Source organism: Vibrio sp. Vb1127 (genome assembly GCF_033338735.1).
GTDB lineage: Bacteria > Pseudomonadota > Gammaproteobacteria > Enterobacterales > Vibrionaceae > Vibrio > Vibrio alginolyticus.
Map to the genome: position 1 here is coordinate 19,723 of NZ_JAWOTF010000005.1, position 19,265 is coordinate 38,987.

At 44.6% G+C, this 19,265-nt stretch carries 15 protein-coding genes; 7 read left to right on the plus strand and 8 right to left on the minus strand.

From position 1 onward, the window contains the following. Nucleotides 1-3: 3 nt before the first annotated feature. The 7 genes from R7H07_RS09245 to deoD form a co-directional block, all read right to left on the minus strand. Nucleotides 4-552: an ECF-type riboflavin transporter substrate-binding protein gene (locus R7H07_RS09245; protein WP_006741939.1), complete on the minus strand. Its 549-nt coding sequence runs from the start codon at nt 550-552 to the stop codon at nt 4-6. A gap of 335 nt (nt 553-887) precedes the next feature. After that, entirely contained in the window at nt 888-2,018 is a 1,131-nt protein-coding gene (locus R7H07_RS09250) for an HlyD family secretion protein (protein WP_206959047.1), read from the minus strand. After that, nucleotides 2,018-2,398, minus strand: a complete 381-nt coding sequence (locus tag R7H07_RS09255) for a DUF3302 domain-containing protein (RefSeq protein WP_005375135.1) — start codon at nt 2,396-2,398, stop codon at nt 2,018-2,020. Before R7H07_RS09255 ends, R7H07_RS09250 begins: the two co-directional genes overlap by 1 nt. 245 nt (nt 2,399-2,643) lie before the next feature. Further along, the gene (locus tag R7H07_RS09260; RefSeq protein ID WP_206959046.1) at nt 2,644-4,227 is read right to left on the minus strand and encodes a GGDEF domain-containing protein; all 1,584 of its coding nucleotides are present in this window, start codon (nt 4,225-4,227) and stop codon (nt 2,644-2,646) included. Further along, complete coding sequence (locus R7H07_RS09265) at nt 4,211-5,695, minus strand: hypothetical protein (RefSeq protein WP_206959045.1); 1,485 nt, start codon at nt 5,693-5,695, stop codon at nt 4,211-4,213. Before R7H07_RS09265 ends, R7H07_RS09260 begins: the two co-directional genes overlap by 17 nt. A 166-nt stretch (nt 5,696-5,861) precedes the next feature. Beyond that, the gene (locus R7H07_RS09270) at nt 5,862-7,331 is read right to left on the minus strand and encodes an IS1 family transposase (RefSeq protein WP_206959044.1); all 1,470 of its coding nucleotides are present in this window, start codon (nt 7,329-7,331) and stop codon (nt 5,862-5,864) included. 70 nt (nt 7,332-7,401) lie between these two features. Further along, nucleotides 7,402-8,112 carry a purine-nucleoside phosphorylase gene (gene deoD / locus R7H07_RS09275; RefSeq protein ID WP_005375140.1) on the minus strand — a complete coding sequence of 237 codons (711 nt, stop codon included), beginning with the start codon at nt 8,110-8,112 and terminating at the stop codon, nt 7,402-7,404. Between the two features lie 398 nt (nt 8,113-8,510). Between deoD and R7H07_RS09280 the strand changes: the two genes are divergently transcribed. The 4 genes from R7H07_RS09280 to R7H07_RS09295 are packed head-to-tail and all read left to right on the plus strand — an operon-like array spanning nt 8,511 to nt 12,622. Then, the gene (locus R7H07_RS09280) at nt 8,511-9,461 is read left to right on the plus strand and encodes a YbgA family protein (protein WP_005383935.1); all 951 of its coding nucleotides are present in this window, start codon (nt 8,511-8,513) and stop codon (nt 9,459-9,461) included. Then, on the plus strand, nt 9,451-10,251 hold the full coding sequence (locus R7H07_RS09285; RefSeq protein WP_005375142.1) for a MerR family transcriptional regulator: 801 nt from the start codon (nt 9,451-9,453) through the stop codon (nt 10,249-10,251). The genes R7H07_RS09280 and R7H07_RS09285 overlap by 11 nt, the downstream gene beginning before the upstream one ends. Nucleotides 10,252-10,273: 22 nt before the next feature. Then, nucleotides 10,274-11,689, plus strand: coding sequence for a deoxyribodipyrimidine photo-lyase (phrB, locus tag R7H07_RS09290; protein WP_053350050.1), 1,416 nt, complete (start codon nt 10,274-10,276; stop codon nt 11,687-11,689). A gap of 6 nt (nt 11,690-11,695) precedes the next feature. Beyond that, on the plus strand, nt 11,696-12,622 hold the full coding sequence (locus R7H07_RS09295) for a L,D-transpeptidase family protein (protein WP_005383933.1): 927 nt from the start codon (nt 11,696-11,698) through the stop codon (nt 12,620-12,622). Between the two features lie 26 nt (nt 12,623-12,648). Here the strand turns inward: R7H07_RS09295 and R7H07_RS09300 are convergent, their stop codons facing one another. After that, complete coding sequence (locus R7H07_RS09300; protein WP_005375145.1) at nt 12,649-12,903, minus strand: Lpp/OprI family alanine-zipper lipoprotein; 255 nt, start codon at nt 12,901-12,903, stop codon at nt 12,649-12,651. Nucleotides 12,904-13,453: 550 nt separating this feature from the next. Here R7H07_RS09300 and R7H07_RS09305 point away from each other — a divergent pair. The 3 genes from R7H07_RS09305 (at nt 13,454) to R7H07_RS09315 (ending at nt 19,261) form a co-directional block, all read left to right on the plus strand. After that, a complete protein-coding gene (locus tag R7H07_RS09305; RefSeq protein WP_151515347.1) occupies nt 13,454-14,797 on the plus strand; it encodes a DEAD/DEAH box helicase in 1,344 nt (447 codons plus the stop codon). A 324-nt stretch (nt 14,798-15,121) separates the two neighbouring features. Then, nucleotides 15,122-17,119, plus strand: a complete 1,998-nt coding sequence (locus R7H07_RS09310; protein WP_033906726.1) for a prolyl oligopeptidase family serine peptidase — start codon at nt 15,122-15,124, stop codon at nt 17,117-17,119. Further along, complete coding sequence (locus R7H07_RS09315; protein WP_206959043.1) at nt 17,120-19,261, plus strand: TonB-dependent hemoglobin/transferrin/lactoferrin family receptor; 2,142 nt, start codon at nt 17,120-17,122, stop codon at nt 19,259-19,261. Nucleotides 19,262-19,265 lie beyond the last annotated feature (4 nt).

The following is a 19,265-nucleotide window of genomic DNA, read 5'->3' on the forward strand; positions in this document are numbered from 1 at the left end:
ACATTAAGCCTCTGTTAAGTTACGGCTTTGCTTGTTACGTTTAGCGACAGACTTAAGAATGAAGAAGCCAACAATAGCAATAAGAATGGTGTTACCGATCGCGATAATAGAAAGCTGGGTAAACACTTTAGTGAACGGTTCTGCGTATAAAATCGTGTCGAGGAATGCAGAGCAACCGTAACCAAATACGTTGCCTAATAGCGCAAGTACTACGAATAACACGAAGTCTTTCATATTGAAATCACCTTTCTCCAAACGGTAGCGCGTTAGAGAAGGGAATAGACCGATAATCAAACCAACAATACCTGAACCAAGTACCCAAGTGAGCCATACGCCCCAACCTGCAAATAGGTCAGTAACCCAGTGACCAATAAAACCAACCAAGAAGCCAACAAGTGGTCCAAATAGTACTGAGAACAATGCTAATACTGCCATTGCTGGTTTTAGCGTTGTGTTTGCAAACACAGGGATGCCAAACATAGGTAAGCCGCCGATACCGTAAAGAGCAGCACCGATTGCAATAACCACAACAGTTTTAGCGGAAAGATTCATAGATAACCTCAGTTCAATAGTCGATTTTAAAGAACGTTCATTTATATTGTTGGAAAGCGTTAGTTATTTGATTGTGTAACATATATTCAAAACAACCAAGCTGCTTATTGTTTGCTCTATTTTTCTTCAGGAAATGTGTGATTTGATTCACGCATCCCTTTGACTGGCTTTGGTTTTAGCAAGCATTAAAAATAAGGCGCGCATTATACAGAATATTAATAAAAGTGGGAATGCTATCTATCTGGATGGCTAGAATGAATCAGGGGCTGATCGTCAGCCCCTGATTACACGGTTTGATGTTATTTTTACCGATAAATGAATGCGCTATATGTTCATTAATGGTCGAGGTATAAATAGTTCTGCCAGCTCTTCATACGAATAAGAACTTTGCGCATCACTGATACGTGAGTAAAGCTGTCTGAATAAACTGCAACTTCAACCGCAGTACCCATTGGCAGGTGGTATCCACTCAAGTCGTCGGTAATTTTCAGCTTCGCAAAAACACGTCCGCTCGTGCGCAAGGCATCAGTCCCAAGCAGAGCGCCTCGCGCTTGGATTTGGCTTTCACCAATGGCTGGAATCACGTCAATGACTTCGCCACGGAACACTTTGCCCGGAATTGCGCGGAACATAAATTCTGCTTCAAAGCCTGGCTTCAAGCGTTGTAATGAGTTCTGTCTGAATGCCGCGGTGTACGTAATGTCTTCGGTATGTACGAAGGTCATTGCCGGGGCAAGTGGCAACGGCACAGCCATCACTCCAGGACGTAAAGCCAATTGCGTAACGTAACCATCGGTTGGCGCACGAACGACGGTTTGCTCTAAGTTAAACTCAGCTTTACGCAGCTCGGCAAGAAGTTGCGCGACTTGGGTATTTTCGCCTCCGATTTCAGAGTCCAGAGCGATTTGCGCTTGTTCTTGTTGCAAAATCGCAACGTCTAACATGGCTTCTGCCGCTTTATACGCTTGGCGTCGAGTATCCAAATCTTGTTCAGTAAACGCGCCACGATCAAAGCCCCTTTGATATCGGCTAAATTCCCTTTGTGCTTTATCTCTGTCCGCTTGCGCTTTCAATACAGCAGCTTCTGCTTCTCTTAGATCAGACTCTAAACCCAAGGCACCTTGGCTTGCTTCTTTGACTTTCGCTTCAAGGCGAGCAACTTCTGCTTCAAAAGGCACAGGATCGATTTTGAAAAGAATATCGCCCGTTTTGAGCGGTTGGTTGGCCTGGACTGGCACTTCCACCACGCGGCCACGCACGCCAGAGACGATAGGCGTAGTCGGGAACACTTGGTTACCCAATTGCGTAAATGGGTGGTTGTAGTTCATAAGCAGCACGAGTGTGCCCACTAACACTACGCCGCCAAGTACGGCGGTTGGAACGGTCCATTTGTTTAGAGGAATATTGAAAATTTTAAAAATGGTAATACAAAGAGCGGCGTAAGTCAGAATCAGCAATAAGTCCATTATTCGTCCTCTTTACTTTGTTCAGGCAAAGGCTTTTGCTGAATCTTTTGTTGTTTCAACATCGATACTTCGTTTTTGAGTTCGTTGACTTCATCGATGAGTTCTTCAAGGCGGTGATGAATGTCGTGTGTTTCTTGTTCTAGTTGTTTAAAACCCCAGCCGCGTTCCTTGCGCCATAATGTTGCCCAGATCCATAAAAATGGCCACAGCGCATGCAAAGTGAAAAGGCTGACCCAGCCAGCGTAGTGAATTGCGTCTTGGTGCGGGTGCTCTCTCTCTTTGGCGATTTCATATGGAATATCATGGATGACAATGATTCCGTAAAAGATCACTAAAGCAACGAAGATGAGTAACCCAAGTGCAAAATAGTCTAGAAACATCTTACCTACCTGTGCGTATTGCGAAATGGAAAATCTACGTAAATTAACAATTTAAGTATTTGTCTTAACTACAGATGAATCAAGCGGTTTTTATGTAGGAATTATGTTTATGCGATGTAAGTATCCACTGATGTTTATTGGCAGTTAAGGTGTTGCTGAGTACTTATTTAAACAAGCAGTGAAGTGATATAGGAAGGATAAGTAACAAGTATACTAAAGCCCCAGATATCAACCGGGGGCATGGTTTAAAGTTCGGTACAGACTTGGTTTCTGCCATTGGCTTTGGCGCGATAAAGAGCTTTGTCTGCACGATAAAAAGTTCGCTGAGTATTCTCGCCTTCTCGATGCAAGGTAATCCCTATGGATACGGTCAGCCCCCGTTCACCAAGAATATCGTCCCAACCATATTGATAAATCCGTTCACGATAATTCTCGGCATGCATTTCTGCGCGTTCCAGTTGGGTATTCTCAAGGATCACGAGGAACTCTTCACCACCAAATCGTACGCACGATGCGCCTTTAAATCTGAAGTAGGACGCCAGTTCCTGTGACACACTTTTGATCGCTTTGTCGCCCACCAAGTGGCTTAGTTCGTCATTGATGGATTTGAAGTGATCGATATCGATGACCATCAATGCAAATGCAGTATCGTGCAGAAGTAGATCTTTTAGTTTAACTTCTAACCAGCGTCGGTTGTGTAAAGACGTAAGTGGATCGGTAAAGACGTCCTGCTGTAGCTGAGCAACAGTATTTTTATGCTGCTTGGTGGTTTCTTTTAGTTCTTTGTTTTCTAGCTCTGACAAAATGAGTTTGAGTTGTAACTCAAAGCGTGAAAGTCGGCGTAGTTGAGCAGACCCTAACTCACCGATCGGAATATGTTTTACAAGATCAGATTCGATTCTATGCGCTTTTTTTTCACAATTTAATGCTTCTTGATACAACCCTTGAGAGGCGTAAACTTGACTCATCGCGTTATAAAAATGCTGAGTAACGATAGGAGATAGCTGCTTTTGAATCCTTTTACTGATGGAGTCCAACGTTAAATTAGCTAAAGAAGTGTGCCCTACACCGTTTAGACAATACGCAGTCTCAATTTTGACCATCGTGGATAACCAGTATGTCGTGGCACTACCCGTTGTATACTGAACATTCGAAATAGCCAGCAACGCATTGGGGTAGTCTTCTTGCAGACGATGTAATTTGGCTCGGTAGAGGTGAATTTGTGCAGCGAGGTTTTTATCACTGACGAGAATGCTCAGTTCTTCACATTCACTCAACAGCTCTTTGGCGTCTTCGGTACGGTTCAAGCTGATATAACAGGCAAGCATGTACAGCTTGTAACGAAGGCGTAGGGATCGACTGCCAATAGCGTGATCGATAGCATCTATTTTTTGATAATAACGTAATGCACGTTGATGATCCCCATAGGCATCGCACAAATTACCCATTCCAATAATGGCCAATACGTACTCATCAATATAGCCGTACTCGACGGCGATATTGGTTGAAGCAACATACTCGGTTAATGCCGCATTGTAGTCACCTACTTCAACTAAACGCTCACTCAAGCTTGCTTTCACAGAAAGAATATCTTCTACATCCTCTGGTAAAACAAGCAACTCAAGCGCTTGTTTCAATTCACTAATGCTGTCGTTGAGCTGTTTGATCTCTCTTCGATACTCGGCGCTAATGATATAGCAATGCGCTTTCTCTCGGTTTGTTGACGCAATATGTAACCCTATGTGTTCCCATAGCGTAATCGCTTCTTCACCTGAAACGGAAGAAGGATCGATACCTGCGTCAGTCACCTTGCTAAGCAGTTGTTCCATTCTTCATTACCTCAATATAACTTTCTTCGAGCTGTTCTAACGTGAATGGGAAGGTCAGGATATCTTGCAAATACAGTATCGGTTTCGGGCCTTTGATTCCGCGTCGCTTCCATGGATAGATGTCTAACATCGCTTGGACAGTGCGGTAGACCTCTTCTGCTGCTTGACCTTTTTCTGCAATTAACATTGCTAGCCTGTTACTGGAAATTCTCGAGATGAGGTCGCTGGAGGTTGTCAATGCATGAACGAGCTCGGTACAAACATCGAGAACTTCGGGGTTTGAATGCTGAATCATAATGATGGCGTGGTTAGAGCGTTTGAGCTCCGTTTTAAACAAAACTAACTGTTCCCACCAGTAGGTCTCAGAAACGACATTAGAGAACTGTTTTTCAGGGTCGTATTCGTGTTGAGAGCGAATATGATTGATCAGCTTACGTGCTCGCTGCTCTAGTTGGCGTTTAGAGCCTCTTGCTTTATCCATGCTGATTCGATGACTTTGTTCTTTGAGCATTTTGAGTGCGTGCTTACGGTATTTCTTGAACGCGTTAAACGCAGACTCAAAGTCACCTTGTTCTTCAGCGACTCGTGATTGTTGGAAGCAAATTTGGCTGAGTAGCTCACCGTGGTCGAAACTGAGTGCAGACTCTTCTGCTGCAAGTAGCAACTTGGCAGCGCTGTCTGTATTTTGGCGCAAAAGCTCAAGTCTTGCTCGGCTAATAAAAGAGTGTGCTTTCATCCAAACGAGGTCATGCTCAATGGCGAGCTGGTGGGCTTTTTGGGTGGCTTCTTCGGCCGCATCAAGGCGTTCTAGTCCAAGCAGTGCTAACCCTTTAAAGTCCCAGATCTCGGCTTGCCACGTACTGTCATCATGATCTTTTAATACTTCGGTTGCTCCATCCAGTACCGTAAGCATCTCGACAAACTTATTTAGTAAGTAATAGTCCCAAGCTAATAGGATGCGCGCTTTGCCTTCTAACCAAGCAATACGAACATTGTTTGCCACTTTAACGGCTAACTCATGAGTTGAAGCGGCAAGTTGGTGTTCATTAGTGATGCGCCATACATTACCAAGCCCAATTAGAGATTCGATTTGAATTTCAACATCATCAACAAGAGCAGATTGTTCGAGCGCATTAATCCAATATTGTTGCGCGGAATAATACTTTGCTTGGCCCCAATATTGGAGTGCAAAAAGATGGAGAATTTCCGGGAGATGATCGTCGGTTTCAAGCTGTGTTTGTTTGCTGTAAGCGTCTTTGACGAGTTTTAAGCCTTGTCGGTAATCCATTAGGCACCAACAGCATTGCGCCATGATGAGTAAGGCTTTGATCTCTCCGTCCACAAATAAAATTTGTTCCGCGCGGATACGATATTGCTGCGCAATATTAAAGGTATGTTTAGGGGCCGATTTTATTTGGCCTTTAAGCTTAGTGAGATCATCTTCTAGCTGAATTTGGTTTTTATCCAACGTTCACATCCATGACTATCGAACTGGAAATCACACCTAATATTAAGTGGTTAGATGCATGTTTCTTTACCAAAGCGATGCGGATAACGTTTTGGTAAACGATCAGGGGCCGTAATGTATACCGTTACAACCCCTAATTACTACATCTAAATTACCAATAGAATAGCTACGATAGGAGCTGTTTGATTGTCAAAGGTGCATCAGAGACTTCCAACCTTTGTGCAGCGGTAAGACCTTGTTTATCCTGATAGCACAAATTATGCCAAGCTCTGAATATATCTAAAAGAGGTAAAATACCAGCAGGTCGTAATTTGCGACGTGGCTCGTTAATGAAGCTTTCGAAAAGGATCTGAAAGCGGTTTTGATAAAACTTCACATGACGAGTTGTCGCAACGTTAAACCATTTTTCAGGCTCATTTTGATCGCCAGCGAGGTAGCAAATGCCTTTGTGGTTTTCGTTTTGACTAGAGATTGCCCAACGATCGCGCCACCAACTCATATAGGCGATATCGACTTTGCCAAAGGGAGTACTCATGTCCCAACTAGCGTCCTCTTCTACGTACATCAAGTCGACACTTTTCTCTTTAATGCGAGGTAAACAAACGCTCAGTGCAGCCGAACGTAGTAGGGGATCTTGAGGCATGTATAGAGATACACGTTTGTTTGGGCAGCACATATCAAGTACGTGCAAATAGTGTGCATATGAGGTGTATGGTGGACGGACTAATGCCCCTTTTGAAGGGTAATGAAATACAGATAGATTACCAAGAGGGTCTTCTACGTTACCGCGAGCCAAAATTGTTTGGTATTTTTGGTCAATTCGCTCTCTGAGGTGATGAGAAGGTTCCGCAAGCGGCTCACTTGCTTCCGCTACGTACTCCTGGGAAACAAAACGAGACACCTCATCGTAAGGATTATGATCGAGCGTTGCGATTGGCTCTTCATCAGCGGAATAATTGACGTGCTGGCAAAGAATATAGCCAGAATGCGCTTCGCCAGAAACAATCCAATACACACCATTATTGCTGTTCGGTTGCAATGCAATATAGTTTGAGGCCAATTCATAATGCGTTGCGTGGTTTACCCAGCGCGCATCAATGGTTGCCAGCTTACGGCGGCAGCGGCTAGCTATATGGTCAACATGGTCGTAAAAGGTTTTTGGGTTAATACTAAGCTTACGGCAGATTTCTCGTACGGAATATCCCGTAAACAACAAGCCCATCAAGTTCTCTTGAAATTGAAGCTTCTTGTTGGCACCAGACCACTTGTCGACAAAGGTACTTTGACACACTTTACAGCGGTAACGTTGGCGATCGCCACTGTAACCGAAAGCGTGATAGAGGTGTTTGTGAGTGTGGACAGAAAGTCCAAAGTTGTTGCAATCATCATTACGGCAAGCAGGCAACCCGTCACTGTGGACGTGCCGCAGGCGATGAAGTTCGTTCACGACATCGCGATTATTAAGTAAGGGGGGGAAAGCTCCACATTCACGGCATACCATCGCCGGACGCTTAGGGTTCGCATGTTGCAGAACGTAACGCTTTGCATCACTCAATCCAAAGTTGTCACACGCCAATGTTTTACAAAAGTTGAGTTGTAACCCATCTGCGTCTTTTGGCAGTTCGCCGTTAGACACAATCGCCCCCTCGGGATAATTCGGGCAGCCAGCATAACTCTGGCTGCAAATTATTACTTACTATTTGTTCTTAGATGTTGATTGCAGTTTCTAGTGCAACTTTCATCATGTCGTTGAACGACTTCTGACGCTCTTCTGAGCTTAGTTTTTCACCACGGATGATGTGGTCAGAAACTGTCAGGATAGTCAGTGCTTTCGCGCCTAGGTCAGCTGCTACGCCGTAGATACCAGCCGCTTCCATGTCTACACCTAGGATGCCTAGTTTTTCCATCTTCTCGAAGATGTCTGCTTCTGGTGTGTAGAACAGGTCTGCAGAGAATACGTTACCTACTTTTACAGGCACTTCCTGAGCGCGCGCTTGGTTAACGGCTTCTTCTAGAAGACCGTAATCAGCGATTGCTGCGAAATCGTGGTTGTTGAAACGGATACGGTTAACTTTAGAGTCTGTAGAAGCACCCATACCGATAACAACGTCCATTAGTTTCACGTCGTCACGTACTGCACCACAGCTACCTACACGGATAACGTTTTTCACGCCGTATTCAGCGATTAGCTCGTGTACGTAGATACAGCAAGACGGGATACCCATGCCGTGGCCCATTACAGAAACTTTTTTGCCTTTATAAGTGCCAGTAAAGCCGAACATGTTGCGAACGTCACAAACTTGTTTCACATCTTCTAGGAACGTTTCAGCGATGTATTTAGCGCGCAACGGGTCGCCTGGCATTAGAACTGTTTCAGCGAAATCACCTGGTTGTGCGTTAATGTGTGGGGTTGCCATAAGTGCTCTCCAAAGTTTTGTTTTGATAAAACGCCTCTATTATAGAACGCTATTACCAATTCTGTTGAACTTGTTCGTTTTCGTTGAGGCAATAATATCGGGACGTACAGTGGCCCCTTGAGAGCTTAGTCACAAAAACCACGCATTTAGAAACTGCAATTACTATTGATAACCAAATCTGTTGAAATCAAAAGAGCAATCGATTTGCTTTTGAGCAGTTTGTCGATTGCGCGCACAAATTCTTTGTTTTTGGGCCAAACTTTTTTCTGACAGCTGGTTGATCGAAATACTTTCGAGTGAAGTAAAACGATTAAATTGTACAACTTATTTTCTTGTACAATCTGGAAAGGCTTGCTATAAGTTATACAACAAAACTTTTTGTATAGGGATGCGTCATCATGGAATCTTCAATCAAAGTAGGTATCAGTTCGTGTGTTTTGGGTGAACGAGTGCGTTTTGACTCTGGTCATAAGGTGAGCAACTTTGTGACTAAAGAGCTCAGCCCGTATTTTGACTTTGTTTCGGTATGCCCTGAAGTCGGCGTAGGTATGCCAGTACCCCGTCCAACAATTCGTCTTGTTTCTAATGAAGAGCGTGTTGCATTGGTTGAAACCAAAAATCCAGAAAATGATCATACCGACAATATGCTCACTTACTCGGCCAATAAAGTAGATGAACTTCAAAGCGAGCAGCTTTGTGGTTACATCGTTTGTGCCAAGTCACCAACTTGTGGCATGGAGCGAGTCAAGGTTTACAGCAAGAACAGTGCTGCGAAAGAAGGTGTTGGCTTGTATACGCAAACATTGATGCAAAAAATGCCTTGGTTGCCTGTTGAAGAGGATGGCAGACTTAACGACCCTGTATTGAAAGAAAATTTTATTACTCGAGTATTTTGTCTAAATGACTTTTACGACTCGATGGATGGTGAGCCTACTCGTGGCAAAATCATCGACTTTCATTCGCGCTACAAACTGACGTTAATGGCACACCACCCAGAGTCATACCGATCCCTTGGCCGCTTAGTTGCCGATGTCGCTAATTATGAAATTGAAGACTTTTACCAAGAGTATCGTTTAGGACTGATGAAGGCGTTAACGAATCGGGCTAGCCGCAAAAATAACACAAATGTGTTGATGCATTTACAAGGGTACTTCAAACGCTCACTAACTAAAGAAGAAAAAGAAGAGTTAGCGACAGTGATTCACGACTACCGTATTGGAATGCTGCCTCTGCTAGCACCACTTACGTTGATTAAGCATTACTTAAATACTTACCCAGACGAGTATTTATCAAAACAGAAGTTTTTAGAACCGTATCCGCAGGAGATGAGATTACGCTATGGTTTGTAGTTCAGAAGAAAAACTATACGCGATCCGAGATGTCGCAGAAATCACGGGTGTAAAACCAGTTACGCTGAGAGCTTGGCAACGAAGATACAACTTGATCCAACCTCAGCGAACTGAAAAAGGACACAGACTTTATCGCCAGCAAGATCTCGATACGATTCGCGAAGTCCAGAGCTGGCTCGCGAAGGGGATTTCGATTGGTAAAGTGAAGGGGCTGCTAGGAAAAAGCGCCGATGTCGAAGTCAAAAACGAGGTTCGCACACTCGAAGAAGTTGAAAACATGCTGCTTGCGCTGTCTACCCTGAATCGAGGAAAAGCAGAGAGTTTACTTGCCTCTGTTCTTAAAGAGTACCCACTAAAACTCGTTATTGATCAGTTTATTAGCCCAGTATTTGATGCGCTAGATATGGTAAAAGGATCGTTGCGATCCTTGCAGGTGGGGTTATTTCAGACTTGTTTAATCACTCGACTTGCCCTTGTAATCGATTCTGAAAACAAAGCCGCTTCCAAAGGAAAGTGTCTGCTCATTAGCTTTGAACAAAACAGAGAATCTGAGAGTTGGATTCAAGCAGCGAAGCTTTGTGAACAAGGGTATCACACGACTTTGATCGATAAGGTTGATGATGTTTCTGGTCTACTAGATCATGAGGTCATTGAAAATGGTTCGTTTATCTACCTTTTCTCCAATAAAGCACTAGCTGCTAAACAAGTAGCGTCCATCAAAATGCTTCACGCACAGTTAGGTGATCGGATGGGGTGCTCTGAAGTGATAGAGAAATTACACCTAACTTAGTAGACAAAAGATAGGAGCTACCATGGTTTTAGTATGGTTTCGACGTGACTTACGTGCGTTAGACCACACGGCACTCAAAGCGGCGTTGGATTCAGGTCAGCCTGTTGTCGCTTGCTTTATCGCGACGCCAGAGCAGTGGCGGGAGCATCACATGGCGCCGATGCAGGCAGACCTCATTGCTCGTCGCTTAGCTTGTCTTAACGAGGAGCTTGAAAGCCTTAATATTCCTTTTTTGTACAAAGAGGTGCCGTCGTTTTCCGATTGTACAGATGTGATTAGTGGGTGGGCGGAAACACTTGAAGCCACGTCTGTTATGGCAAACATTCATTATGAGGTGAACGAACGAGAGCTGGATACACAAGTAAGTGAAGCGTTAGCTTCTCACGATATCGAATTTGAACTGTTTCATGACAAATGTGTGCACGCGCCAACGACGGTTCTTAATAAGCAAGGCGAATATTTTAAGGTATTTACGCCATTCAAGCGTGCTTGGTTAACGCAGTTCCATATGCCGACGGTAGTAAAACCTCACGAGCAAGCGCCACTCAATAAAAAGGTACTCGAACAATTAGAGTCGGCTCGATTTAATTCAAGCTTCACATTTAGCTATCCTCGAGAATCCAGTGAAGACTGGCTGGCTTCGACTAATGATATTTTGAAGCAGCTTAGGGAATTTGCACGGGAGCGCAGTGACGCGTATCAAAGCGAGCGAGACTTTCCAGCTATTGATGGCACCAGCCAACTGTCTCCATACCTTGCGATTGGCGCGCTATCACCAAGGCAGTGTATTGCTCGTTTGTATGCTGAAAATCAACAAAATGACCTTACAGAAGGGAAAGCAACTTGGCTAAGTGAGATCATTTGGCGTGAGTTTTATCAGCACCTATTGGTTTTCGAACCAAAACTCGTCAAAGGCAAAGGATTTATCGATTGGGAGGATAAAATCCAGTGGTCCTATGATGAGAAAGCCTTTGAGCGATGGAAGACAGGAACAACAGGATACCCAATCGTTGATGCAGCAATGCGTCAGCTCAATCAAACAGGCTGGATGCACAACCGATTACGTATGATTGTCGCGAGCTTTCTTACCAAGGACTTACATGTTGATTGGCGATGGGGAGAAGCGTACTTCATGAGTAAGCTGGTGGACGGCGATTTTGCAGCGAACAATGGTGGCTGGCAATGGTCTGCCTCTACGGGCTGTGACGGGCAGCCATACTTTCGTATTTTCAACCCGATAAGCCAAGGCGAAAAGTTCGATGCTAATGGTGAATTTGTGCGCCACTGGGTACCAGAAATCAAAAGTGTACCGAACAAATACATCCATAAACCTTGGACTTGGGAGGGCTTTTCTTTACTGGAATATCACAAGCCGATGGTTGATCACAAGACAGAAAGAGAGATAACCTTACAGCTCTTTAAAAGTGCCAAGGAATAGAGTGAAATGCTTAGCAAAAAGCGATCAATGAGTTTCGCAAAACGTACCCTGCTATCTGTGTCGTTATCTTTAGTGAGTGGTCTATCATTCGCTAAGATGTACGAATTACCAGAGGATGGAAGCCGTTTAATTGGTCGCCTTGAAAACCACGTCGTTCAAGAAGGCGAAACCATGGCAAATATCGCTAAGCTCTACGATGTGGGTATGCTAGGTTTAATGGCCGCAAACAAAGGCGTGGATCCCTTCTTACCAGAAGAGGGGCATGTTCTTACTATTCCGACACAGCTAATCCTCCCAGACGTACCTTATAAAGGTATCGTTATTAATCTAGCCGAGCTGCGCTTGTATTACTTTCCGAAAGGAGAAGATATTGTCCATGTATTTCCTGTCGGAATTGGCCGAATAGGGCGCGATACCCCAGTAATGACAACGCGTATCAGCCAAAAACGACCGAACCCTACATGGACTCCTCCAGCTTCTATTCGTGCCGAGTACAAAGCAAAGGGCATTGACCTACCAGCCGTTGTTCCTGCGGGGCCTGATAATCCACTTGGTATGTTTGCATTGCGTTTAGCTTACGGGAATGGCGAATACCTAATTCATGGTACCAACAAGGACTTTGGGATTGGTATGCGAGTCAGCGCGGGTTGTATTCGTATGGACCCAAGTGACATTGAGTGGTTATTTGACAAGGTTCGTAACGGCGAAGACGTTAACATCATTAATCAGCCTATCAAAATGACACTTGAACCTGACAGAAGTGTGTTCTTAGAAGCACATGAGCCTTTGACTCGTAGTAATGGCGAGAAAGATGAACTCAAAGTGCCGAAAGAGTTAAAGTGGTGGCTGGATGAATTCGGTATGAAAAACGTGAAGGCTAAAGCAGCAATCGCTGCACAGAATGGGGTTCCTGTCGAAATAACCGCGCCTTAACGGGCGTTAAGACGCGGTATCAAATCTTACTTAGTGTAAGACTGAGCGATGTTATCGATACGCTCGTTAGCACGCTCAGCTTCTTCTTGAGCAGCCATTGCTGCTGCGCCTGATTTTTGAACGTCAGATTGAAGAGCTTGTACGTCTTGGCTTAGTTGGCTAACTTGGTTGCTTAGTTCGTCTAATTTTGCTGCATTTGCTGTTGCTGCGTCATCAGAAGAAGCACAACCGGCTAGTAGAAGTACTGAAGTTGCTGCAGCTGCGATCAACGTTTTGTTCATATAAGAACTCCTTGCTTATAGTGAAAGTCTCGCCACCAACTATTATTTTATACAGTAGCGAGGTTAAATGTGGTTACATTTTATCAGTACATGATGTAGCAAAAGTCAAAAAAACCCAAGAATTTCATGGAGTACCTGACGTCAACTTTTACCTGAGCTTAACAAAGGTGAATAGTCTATCTTCTCCCTCGCTCTCACAACAGTTTTCATAGCAGGTGTATTTGCCACGTTCCTGATATCAATAATTTAGACGATATTGACACAAATGAAAGTTTATTGGCCCAAATAACTGCTATTTACGTCGTTTTGTTGAAGAATAGAAGACATATCTGAAAGGCCTTTCACTGAACTTCACGTTCAGATGCATATCAAAAAGGCTAGGGTTTACTCTGAACTGAGCCACAAATGATGTTTTACCGTCACCACAGGGAATTAGTTTGTGTGATCTCTATCTATACTCCTATGATTTGCGGTATTATACCGAGCTTTATTTTTTTGCTGCGTTAGAGCGGAAACGACACTACAGAGCGCTCAGACGCTGACTGATTTATTGGAGAATACTTTGCAATTTAAAGATCTAGGCCTAGACAACCGATTGTTGAAGAACCTAAAACACTACGATTTTAAAAAAGCGACTGACATTCAGCAGCAGGCGATTCCTGTTGCGATTGCAGGCAAGGATCTATTGGCATCTTCGAAAACGGGTTCGGGCAAGACTTTGGCGTTTGTATTGCCAATGCTTCATAAGTCTTTAAAGACAAAATCGTTTTCTGCGAAAGACCCTCGCGCGGTTATCCTTGCTCCTACTCGTGAGCTAGCGAAACAAGTATATGGTGAGCTTCGTTCTATGCTAGCTGGCCTATCTTATGAAGCAGCACTGATTTTGGGTGGTGAGAACTTTAACGATCAGGTAAAAGCTCTGCGTCGTTACCCGAAATTTATCGTGGCGACACCAGGACGTTTGGCTGATCACTTAGATCATCGTTCGCTTTATCTGGATGGTTTGGAAACGCTGATTCTTGACGAAGCAGACCGTATGTTGGATTTGGGCTTTGCACCAGAGCTTCGTCGCATTCATAAAGCAGCCAAGCATCGTCGTCGTCAAACGTTGATGTTCTCTGCGACATTAGATCATGCAGACGTCAATGAAATCGCGGCTGAAATGCTCAATACGCCAAAGCGTATTGCTATCGGCGTTTCTAACGAAGAACATAAAGATATTACGCAAAAATTTTACTTGTGTGATCACCTGGATCATAAAGAGGCAATTTTAGATCGTGTTCTTTCTGAGGCTGAATACCGTCAAGTTATTATCTTTACGGCAACGCGTGATGATACTGAGCGACTAACAGAAAAGCTGAACGAAAAGAAACTGAAGGCTGTAGCACTAAGTGGTAACTTGAACCAGACTCAACGTAACACCATTATGAGTCAGTTTGAGCGCGCAGTGTTTAAGATCCTTGTAACGACTGATGTTGCTTCCCGCGGTTTGGATATTGCAACTGTGACACACGTCATCAACTTCGATATGCCAAAGCATACCGAAGAATACGTACACCGAGTTGGTCGTACTGGTCGTGCTGGAAACAAAGGGGATGCAATCTCTCTTGTTGGTCCAAAAGACTGGGATAGCTTTAAACGTGTAGAAGCATACCTACAACAAGATCTTGAGTTTTCAGTGTTCGAAGATTTGAAAGGTAAGTTTAAAGGCCTTAAGCCACCTAAACCAGATTTTCGCAATAAGAAAGCGACCGCAAAGAAAGCTCGCCCTCAAGCGAAAAAGTCGGCGAAAAAACCAGCTAAGCGTGACAAGAGCTTCTACAAAAACGTATCTGTGGGTGATGATGTCTTCATCCCTAAGAAAAAACCAGCGGCACCGAGCTCTGAAGAGTAAAAGCTGCTGTAGTTTCCCATTGATTTTAGTTCTTAAAAATCCGAGTGTTCGCACTCGGATTTTTTATGTCTGTCGCTAGGTGAAATAGCGTCTTTCCATACTCACTCGTTTGTCAGCTTTTATATTTGTCTGGTTGTATATAAACAGCATAGAACGCTAATTTAGGAAGTTATTAAGTTTTATTACCTCGGTCAAAGCAAACGTTTTTCCTCACACACTAGATAAAAATCTCACATGATTATGAAAATGATAATTGATCTCATTTTTATTTAAGGGCAGAATACGCGCCATTGTATTAATCCTATAAATGAATTCGCTCTCTATATGAAATTTACTCATGTTTTTTTAGGGCTCATAATTACCTCTAGTTCTGGCTTTGCTGCTGATGATTTCAACTGGCTTCGAGATGATGCTCGTAAAGATGAGCGAGTTCTTACCTACCTAACAGAACAAAACCACAAAACTGAACAGCACCAAAAAAGTTATCAGACGTTGACAAAAAACCTACTCACGCAGTGGGATACCATGGTGGCAGACAAAGGTGATAAGCCATGGTCGATCATGAGTGGAAGAGAGTGGACGCTAACGCGTCGCGATGGTCGTTACTTACTATTATCCCGTGCGAGTCAACATGCACCAGAAAACGTGGTGTTCGATTTCGATGAACGACAATCTGCGCATCAGTACTACCAACTTGGTCAATGGCAAGTGAATGGTGACACGCTCCTTTTCACGGAAGATATCGACGGTAGCGAACAATATCGTGCTGTGGTTGTTGATTTACTCTCCGGCCAATCTACGGAACTGGCGACGCACGTCGATAGTGGCGTATTGTTGTCACCTAACGGGAAAGTGGCATTCCTCGTTGCAAAAGAAAAGCGCACTCAGCGACCTCATCAGATCTTACGTATCTCCACTGAATCTTTGGCAAAAACAGTCCTATGGAATGAACCCAAGTCAGATTGGTTACTTTCTTTCTATCGTGCGGCAGATAGCCGTTATGCTGTGCTGCAAAGCAACAACGAGTCAACAACAGAGCAGAAGCTTGTCGATCTAGAAACGGGCACTGTCTCAGATTCATTGCGAAAGCCTGAAGTGGGTGTGGAATATTACGCGGATGTGGCGAAAGGTTACATTTATCTGAAAAGCAACTTTGAAGGAAAGTTCGCCCTTTACCAAGCCGAACTCGCACCGCTTGGCGCAACATGGCAACGCTTCACCAATCCTCGTGAGCCGCTTGAACAGTTCTACCTTTATGATGCAGGAGTTGTGGCACTTAGCAAGCCAAACAATGTGTCGACTTTGACGGTGTATTCTTACCAAGGTCAGGAAAAAGTGATACTGCCATTGGAACACGATGGTAATGTCGCTTGGCTAAGCACGTTGGGCGATTTTGAATCAAACAAGATTCGTATCCGAAGCATGTCGATGACTACGCCTCCTCAGTGGGAAGAGTTCGATGTAAAAACGCTGAATAAATCCTTGTACTCTCAAGATGCTTACCAAGACTTTGATAGTCAGCGTTATGTAACCCAACGTATTTTTATTAAGCACGACGGCGTTTCTGTCCCGGTCTCTTTGGCGTATCGCAAAGACAAATTGCACCCACAATCTCCTGTGTTGATTTACGGTTACGGCGCGTATGGTTTTACGATGAAACCGTACTTTATGCCTCAGGTTATCAGTTTACTCGACCAAGGTGTGATTTACGCTATCGCCCATGTCCGTGGCGGTGGGTACTTTGGCGATGAATGGCACGAGCAAGGCCGTGGTGTGCGAAAAGCCAATTCTATTGGTGATTTTGTCGCGGCCGCGAAGGCGCTGCAAACATTCGAACGTGGCAATAGAGAGGTTTTCGCCATCGGTTCTAGTGCTGGTGGTACGTTGGTGGCCGGAGCGGTTAATCAAGATCCTAAATTGTTTTCAGGTGTCGTACTTAAAGTGCCTTTTGTTGATGTGGTTGCAAGTATGTCGGATACCTCACTTCCGCTTACCACACAGCAGTATGGCGAATGGGGTAACCCAACCAAACCTGAACAATTGGCGTTAATGAAGGCGTACGATCCGATTCTCAATATCCATAAAAACGCTTACCCACCCATGTTGGTTCAAGTCGGTTTAATCGATCAGCGCGTGCCATATTGGGAAGGCGCAAAGTATCTCGCTAAAGTTTCAGCGTTAAGTGAGCGCAACGGGCCGTACTTGTTGCAAACTAATTTTAATTCGGGCCACCAAATGGACCCGCGACAAGCGCAAGAACAACAAGCAAAAGAATACGCATTTCTACTATCACTCATTAAAACATCTAAAGCGGAGCAGTAAATGAAGCTTACCCCAGTGTCAGCGGCAGTACTTTCGGTACTTGCTGCCAGTCAAGTGCACGCCGAATCTAAGGTTTTCTCAATGGAAGAGGTGGTGGTAACCGCCAATAAAATCGATCAGCCATTGTCAAAAGTGGCAGGTAGTGTCGCGGTTATCACAAACGAGCAAATCGAAGAAAGAGGCGAGACCGAGCTATATGACGTGCTGCGTAACGAACCTGGTGTAAGCGTGACGGGCGGTGCAGGACGTCCGCAAAACATTACCATCCGTGGTATGACGGGTAACCGTATTATGATCGTTCGTGATGGCATTCGTTCTGCGGATGGCTTCGGTGCGAATGACATTAATGATGCCGTTGGGCGAGATACTTTTGATTTATCCAATTTTGAATCGCTGCAAATCATTAAAGGGGCAAGTTCTTCGGTGCATGGCTCTGGCGCGATCGGCGGTGTGGTGATTTTAGAATCCAGTCAGCCGGGTGATTTCTTAAAAGACAAAGACTTCTACACCGATGTTTCCGGTACTTACACCGATATCAGCAACAAGTACAAAGGCACGAGTAATCTAGCTTTTCGTTCCGGTGATACAGAGAGTTTGTTTAACGTTTCATACTGGCAAGGACAAGAGACACGTAACTTTGATGAAGATTTGTATAACCGCGACCTCGATGGTTACAGCGGTGCTTATACGATCAACCACTTTTTCAATGAAGAGGTGATGTTGAAAGCCAAAGCGGAACTCTACACCCAGAACCAAGAGCGTTTGGAGGGTTCACCGTCCATTCAACCTGATGGAATTTGGCATATTGAAGACTTTGCTGAGGATGAAACCACGGAAGAGTACAGCGCTTATATTGGTGCAGAGGTGACTCCGATTAATCCAACTTGGTTCGAAGAGTTGGATACCAAAGTTTACTGGCGTCACACCGAAGTGGTGGAAGACACCAACCGTTTAATGCGCCAAGTGGATCACAATGGTTTGATCACCAAGCGTCGCGAGCTGGAACACAAAACCTTCATTGACGAAACAATTGGCTTCCGTGGCGATTTCACCAATACGATTTATGCAGCAAATGCTGAGCACCAATTGGCTTACGGTGTCGAGCTTTCTACTGACTATTACGAACGCACAGATAGCGACTCCAAGATTGATTGGAACGGAGTAACACCTTCGACCAAACAACCTTTCGCTCCTGCTCGTGCTTATAACATTGGCTTGTATGTCCGAGACATGGTGGAACTGGATAAATGGACCATCACAGGTGGCCTACGCTTTGATGCGCACCGTCTCACGCCAGACGGTGCGGGTGAAGTGGGCGGCTTCCCATTAAAAGACATGGATAGCTCAGAGGTATCTCCAAGTCTTTCGGTTTCTCGTGAAATGTTTGCCAACAACATCGCTTATGTATCTTATAACCATGGTTACCGTGCTCCGGAATACGATAAAGCGTATGGCTTCGTAAGCCACGACTTTGTGCCGCTCACGCCGTTTGTCATTGCACCAAACATGGATCTAGAAGCTGAAACTTCCGACTCATTTGAAATCGGTAACAAGTTCGATAACGGTCGTGCGTATGTCTATGCGTCTTTGTTCTACAACAAGTTTGAAAACTTCATCGACGTTGTGACCACGGGCTTTGACTCAAGCAATGGTAATTACATTAAACAATACCAAAACCTCGATGGTGTCGAGACGTATGGTGCAGAGCTTTCTGCGGGTTACGCGATCACTAAGCGATGGAACATCAGCACCAAGTTTGGCTACGTAGATGGCAAAGACGCGGAAGGTGAATACGTTCGAAGCATTACGCCATTCGAAGGTAACGCTCAACTGAAATACGCCGACCAAGACTTCAATGCTTACGTGGCTTGGAACTGGGCCGCGGCCATGGATCGCGTTCCTAAATGCCAGACCACGCTTGGTCTAGCGACAGAGTGCGCGCAGACAAGTGCGTGGAATACGTTTGATATTGGCGCAACTTACCACGTTTCCAAAGACCTTCGTGTTAGCGCAAACATCATCAACCTGTTCGACAAAGAATACATCCGATACCAAGACGTAGCGGGTATCGCTGAGGAAAGTAAGCGTTACTCAACTGAGCCAGGGCGCTACTTCACGCTGACTGCAAAATACGAATTCTAGGACG

What these genes read in the sequence shown, in the direction of transcription:
- R7H07_RS09285 (WP_005375142.1), top strand. Translation starts at nt 9,451, where the DNA reads ATGGTTTGTAGTTCAGAAGAAAAACTATACGCGATCCGAGATGTCGCA.
- R7H07_RS09315 (WP_206959043.1), top strand. Translation starts at nt 17,120, where the DNA reads ATGAAGCTTACCCCAGTGTCAGCGGCAGTACTTTCGGTACTTGCTGCC.
- R7H07_RS09260 (WP_206959046.1), bottom strand. Translation starts at nt 4,227, where the DNA reads ATGGAACAACTGCTTAGCAAGGTGACTGACGCAGGTATCGATCCTTCT.
- deoD (WP_005375140.1), bottom strand. Translation starts at nt 8,112, where the DNA reads ATGGCAACCCCACACATTAACGCACAACCAGGTGATTTCGCTGAAACA.
- R7H07_RS09255 (WP_005375135.1), bottom strand. Translation starts at nt 2,398, where the DNA reads ATGTTTCTAGACTATTTTGCACTTGGGTTACTCATCTTCGTTGCTTTA.
- R7H07_RS09295 (WP_005383933.1), top strand. Translation starts at nt 11,696, where the DNA reads ATGCTTAGCAAAAAGCGATCAATGAGTTTCGCAAAACGTACCCTGCTA.
- R7H07_RS09280 (WP_005383935.1), top strand. Translation starts at nt 8,511, where the DNA reads ATGGAATCTTCAATCAAAGTAGGTATCAGTTCGTGTGTTTTGGGTGAA.
- R7H07_RS09300 (WP_005375145.1), bottom strand. Translation starts at nt 12,903, where the DNA reads ATGAACAAAACGTTGATCGCAGCTGCAGCAACTTCAGTACTTCTACTA.
- phrB (WP_053350050.1), top strand. Translation starts at nt 10,274, where the DNA reads ATGGTTTTAGTATGGTTTCGACGTGACTTACGTGCGTTAGACCACACG.
- R7H07_RS09250 (WP_206959047.1), bottom strand. Translation starts at nt 2,018, where the DNA reads ATGGACTTATTGCTGATTCTGACTTACGCCGCTCTTTGTATTACCATT.
- R7H07_RS09245 (WP_006741939.1), bottom strand. Translation starts at nt 552, where the DNA reads ATGAATCTTTCCGCTAAAACTGTTGTGGTTATTGCAATCGGTGCTGCT.
- R7H07_RS09310 (WP_033906726.1), top strand. Translation starts at nt 15,122, where the DNA reads ATGAAATTTACTCATGTTTTTTTAGGGCTCATAATTACCTCTAGTTCT.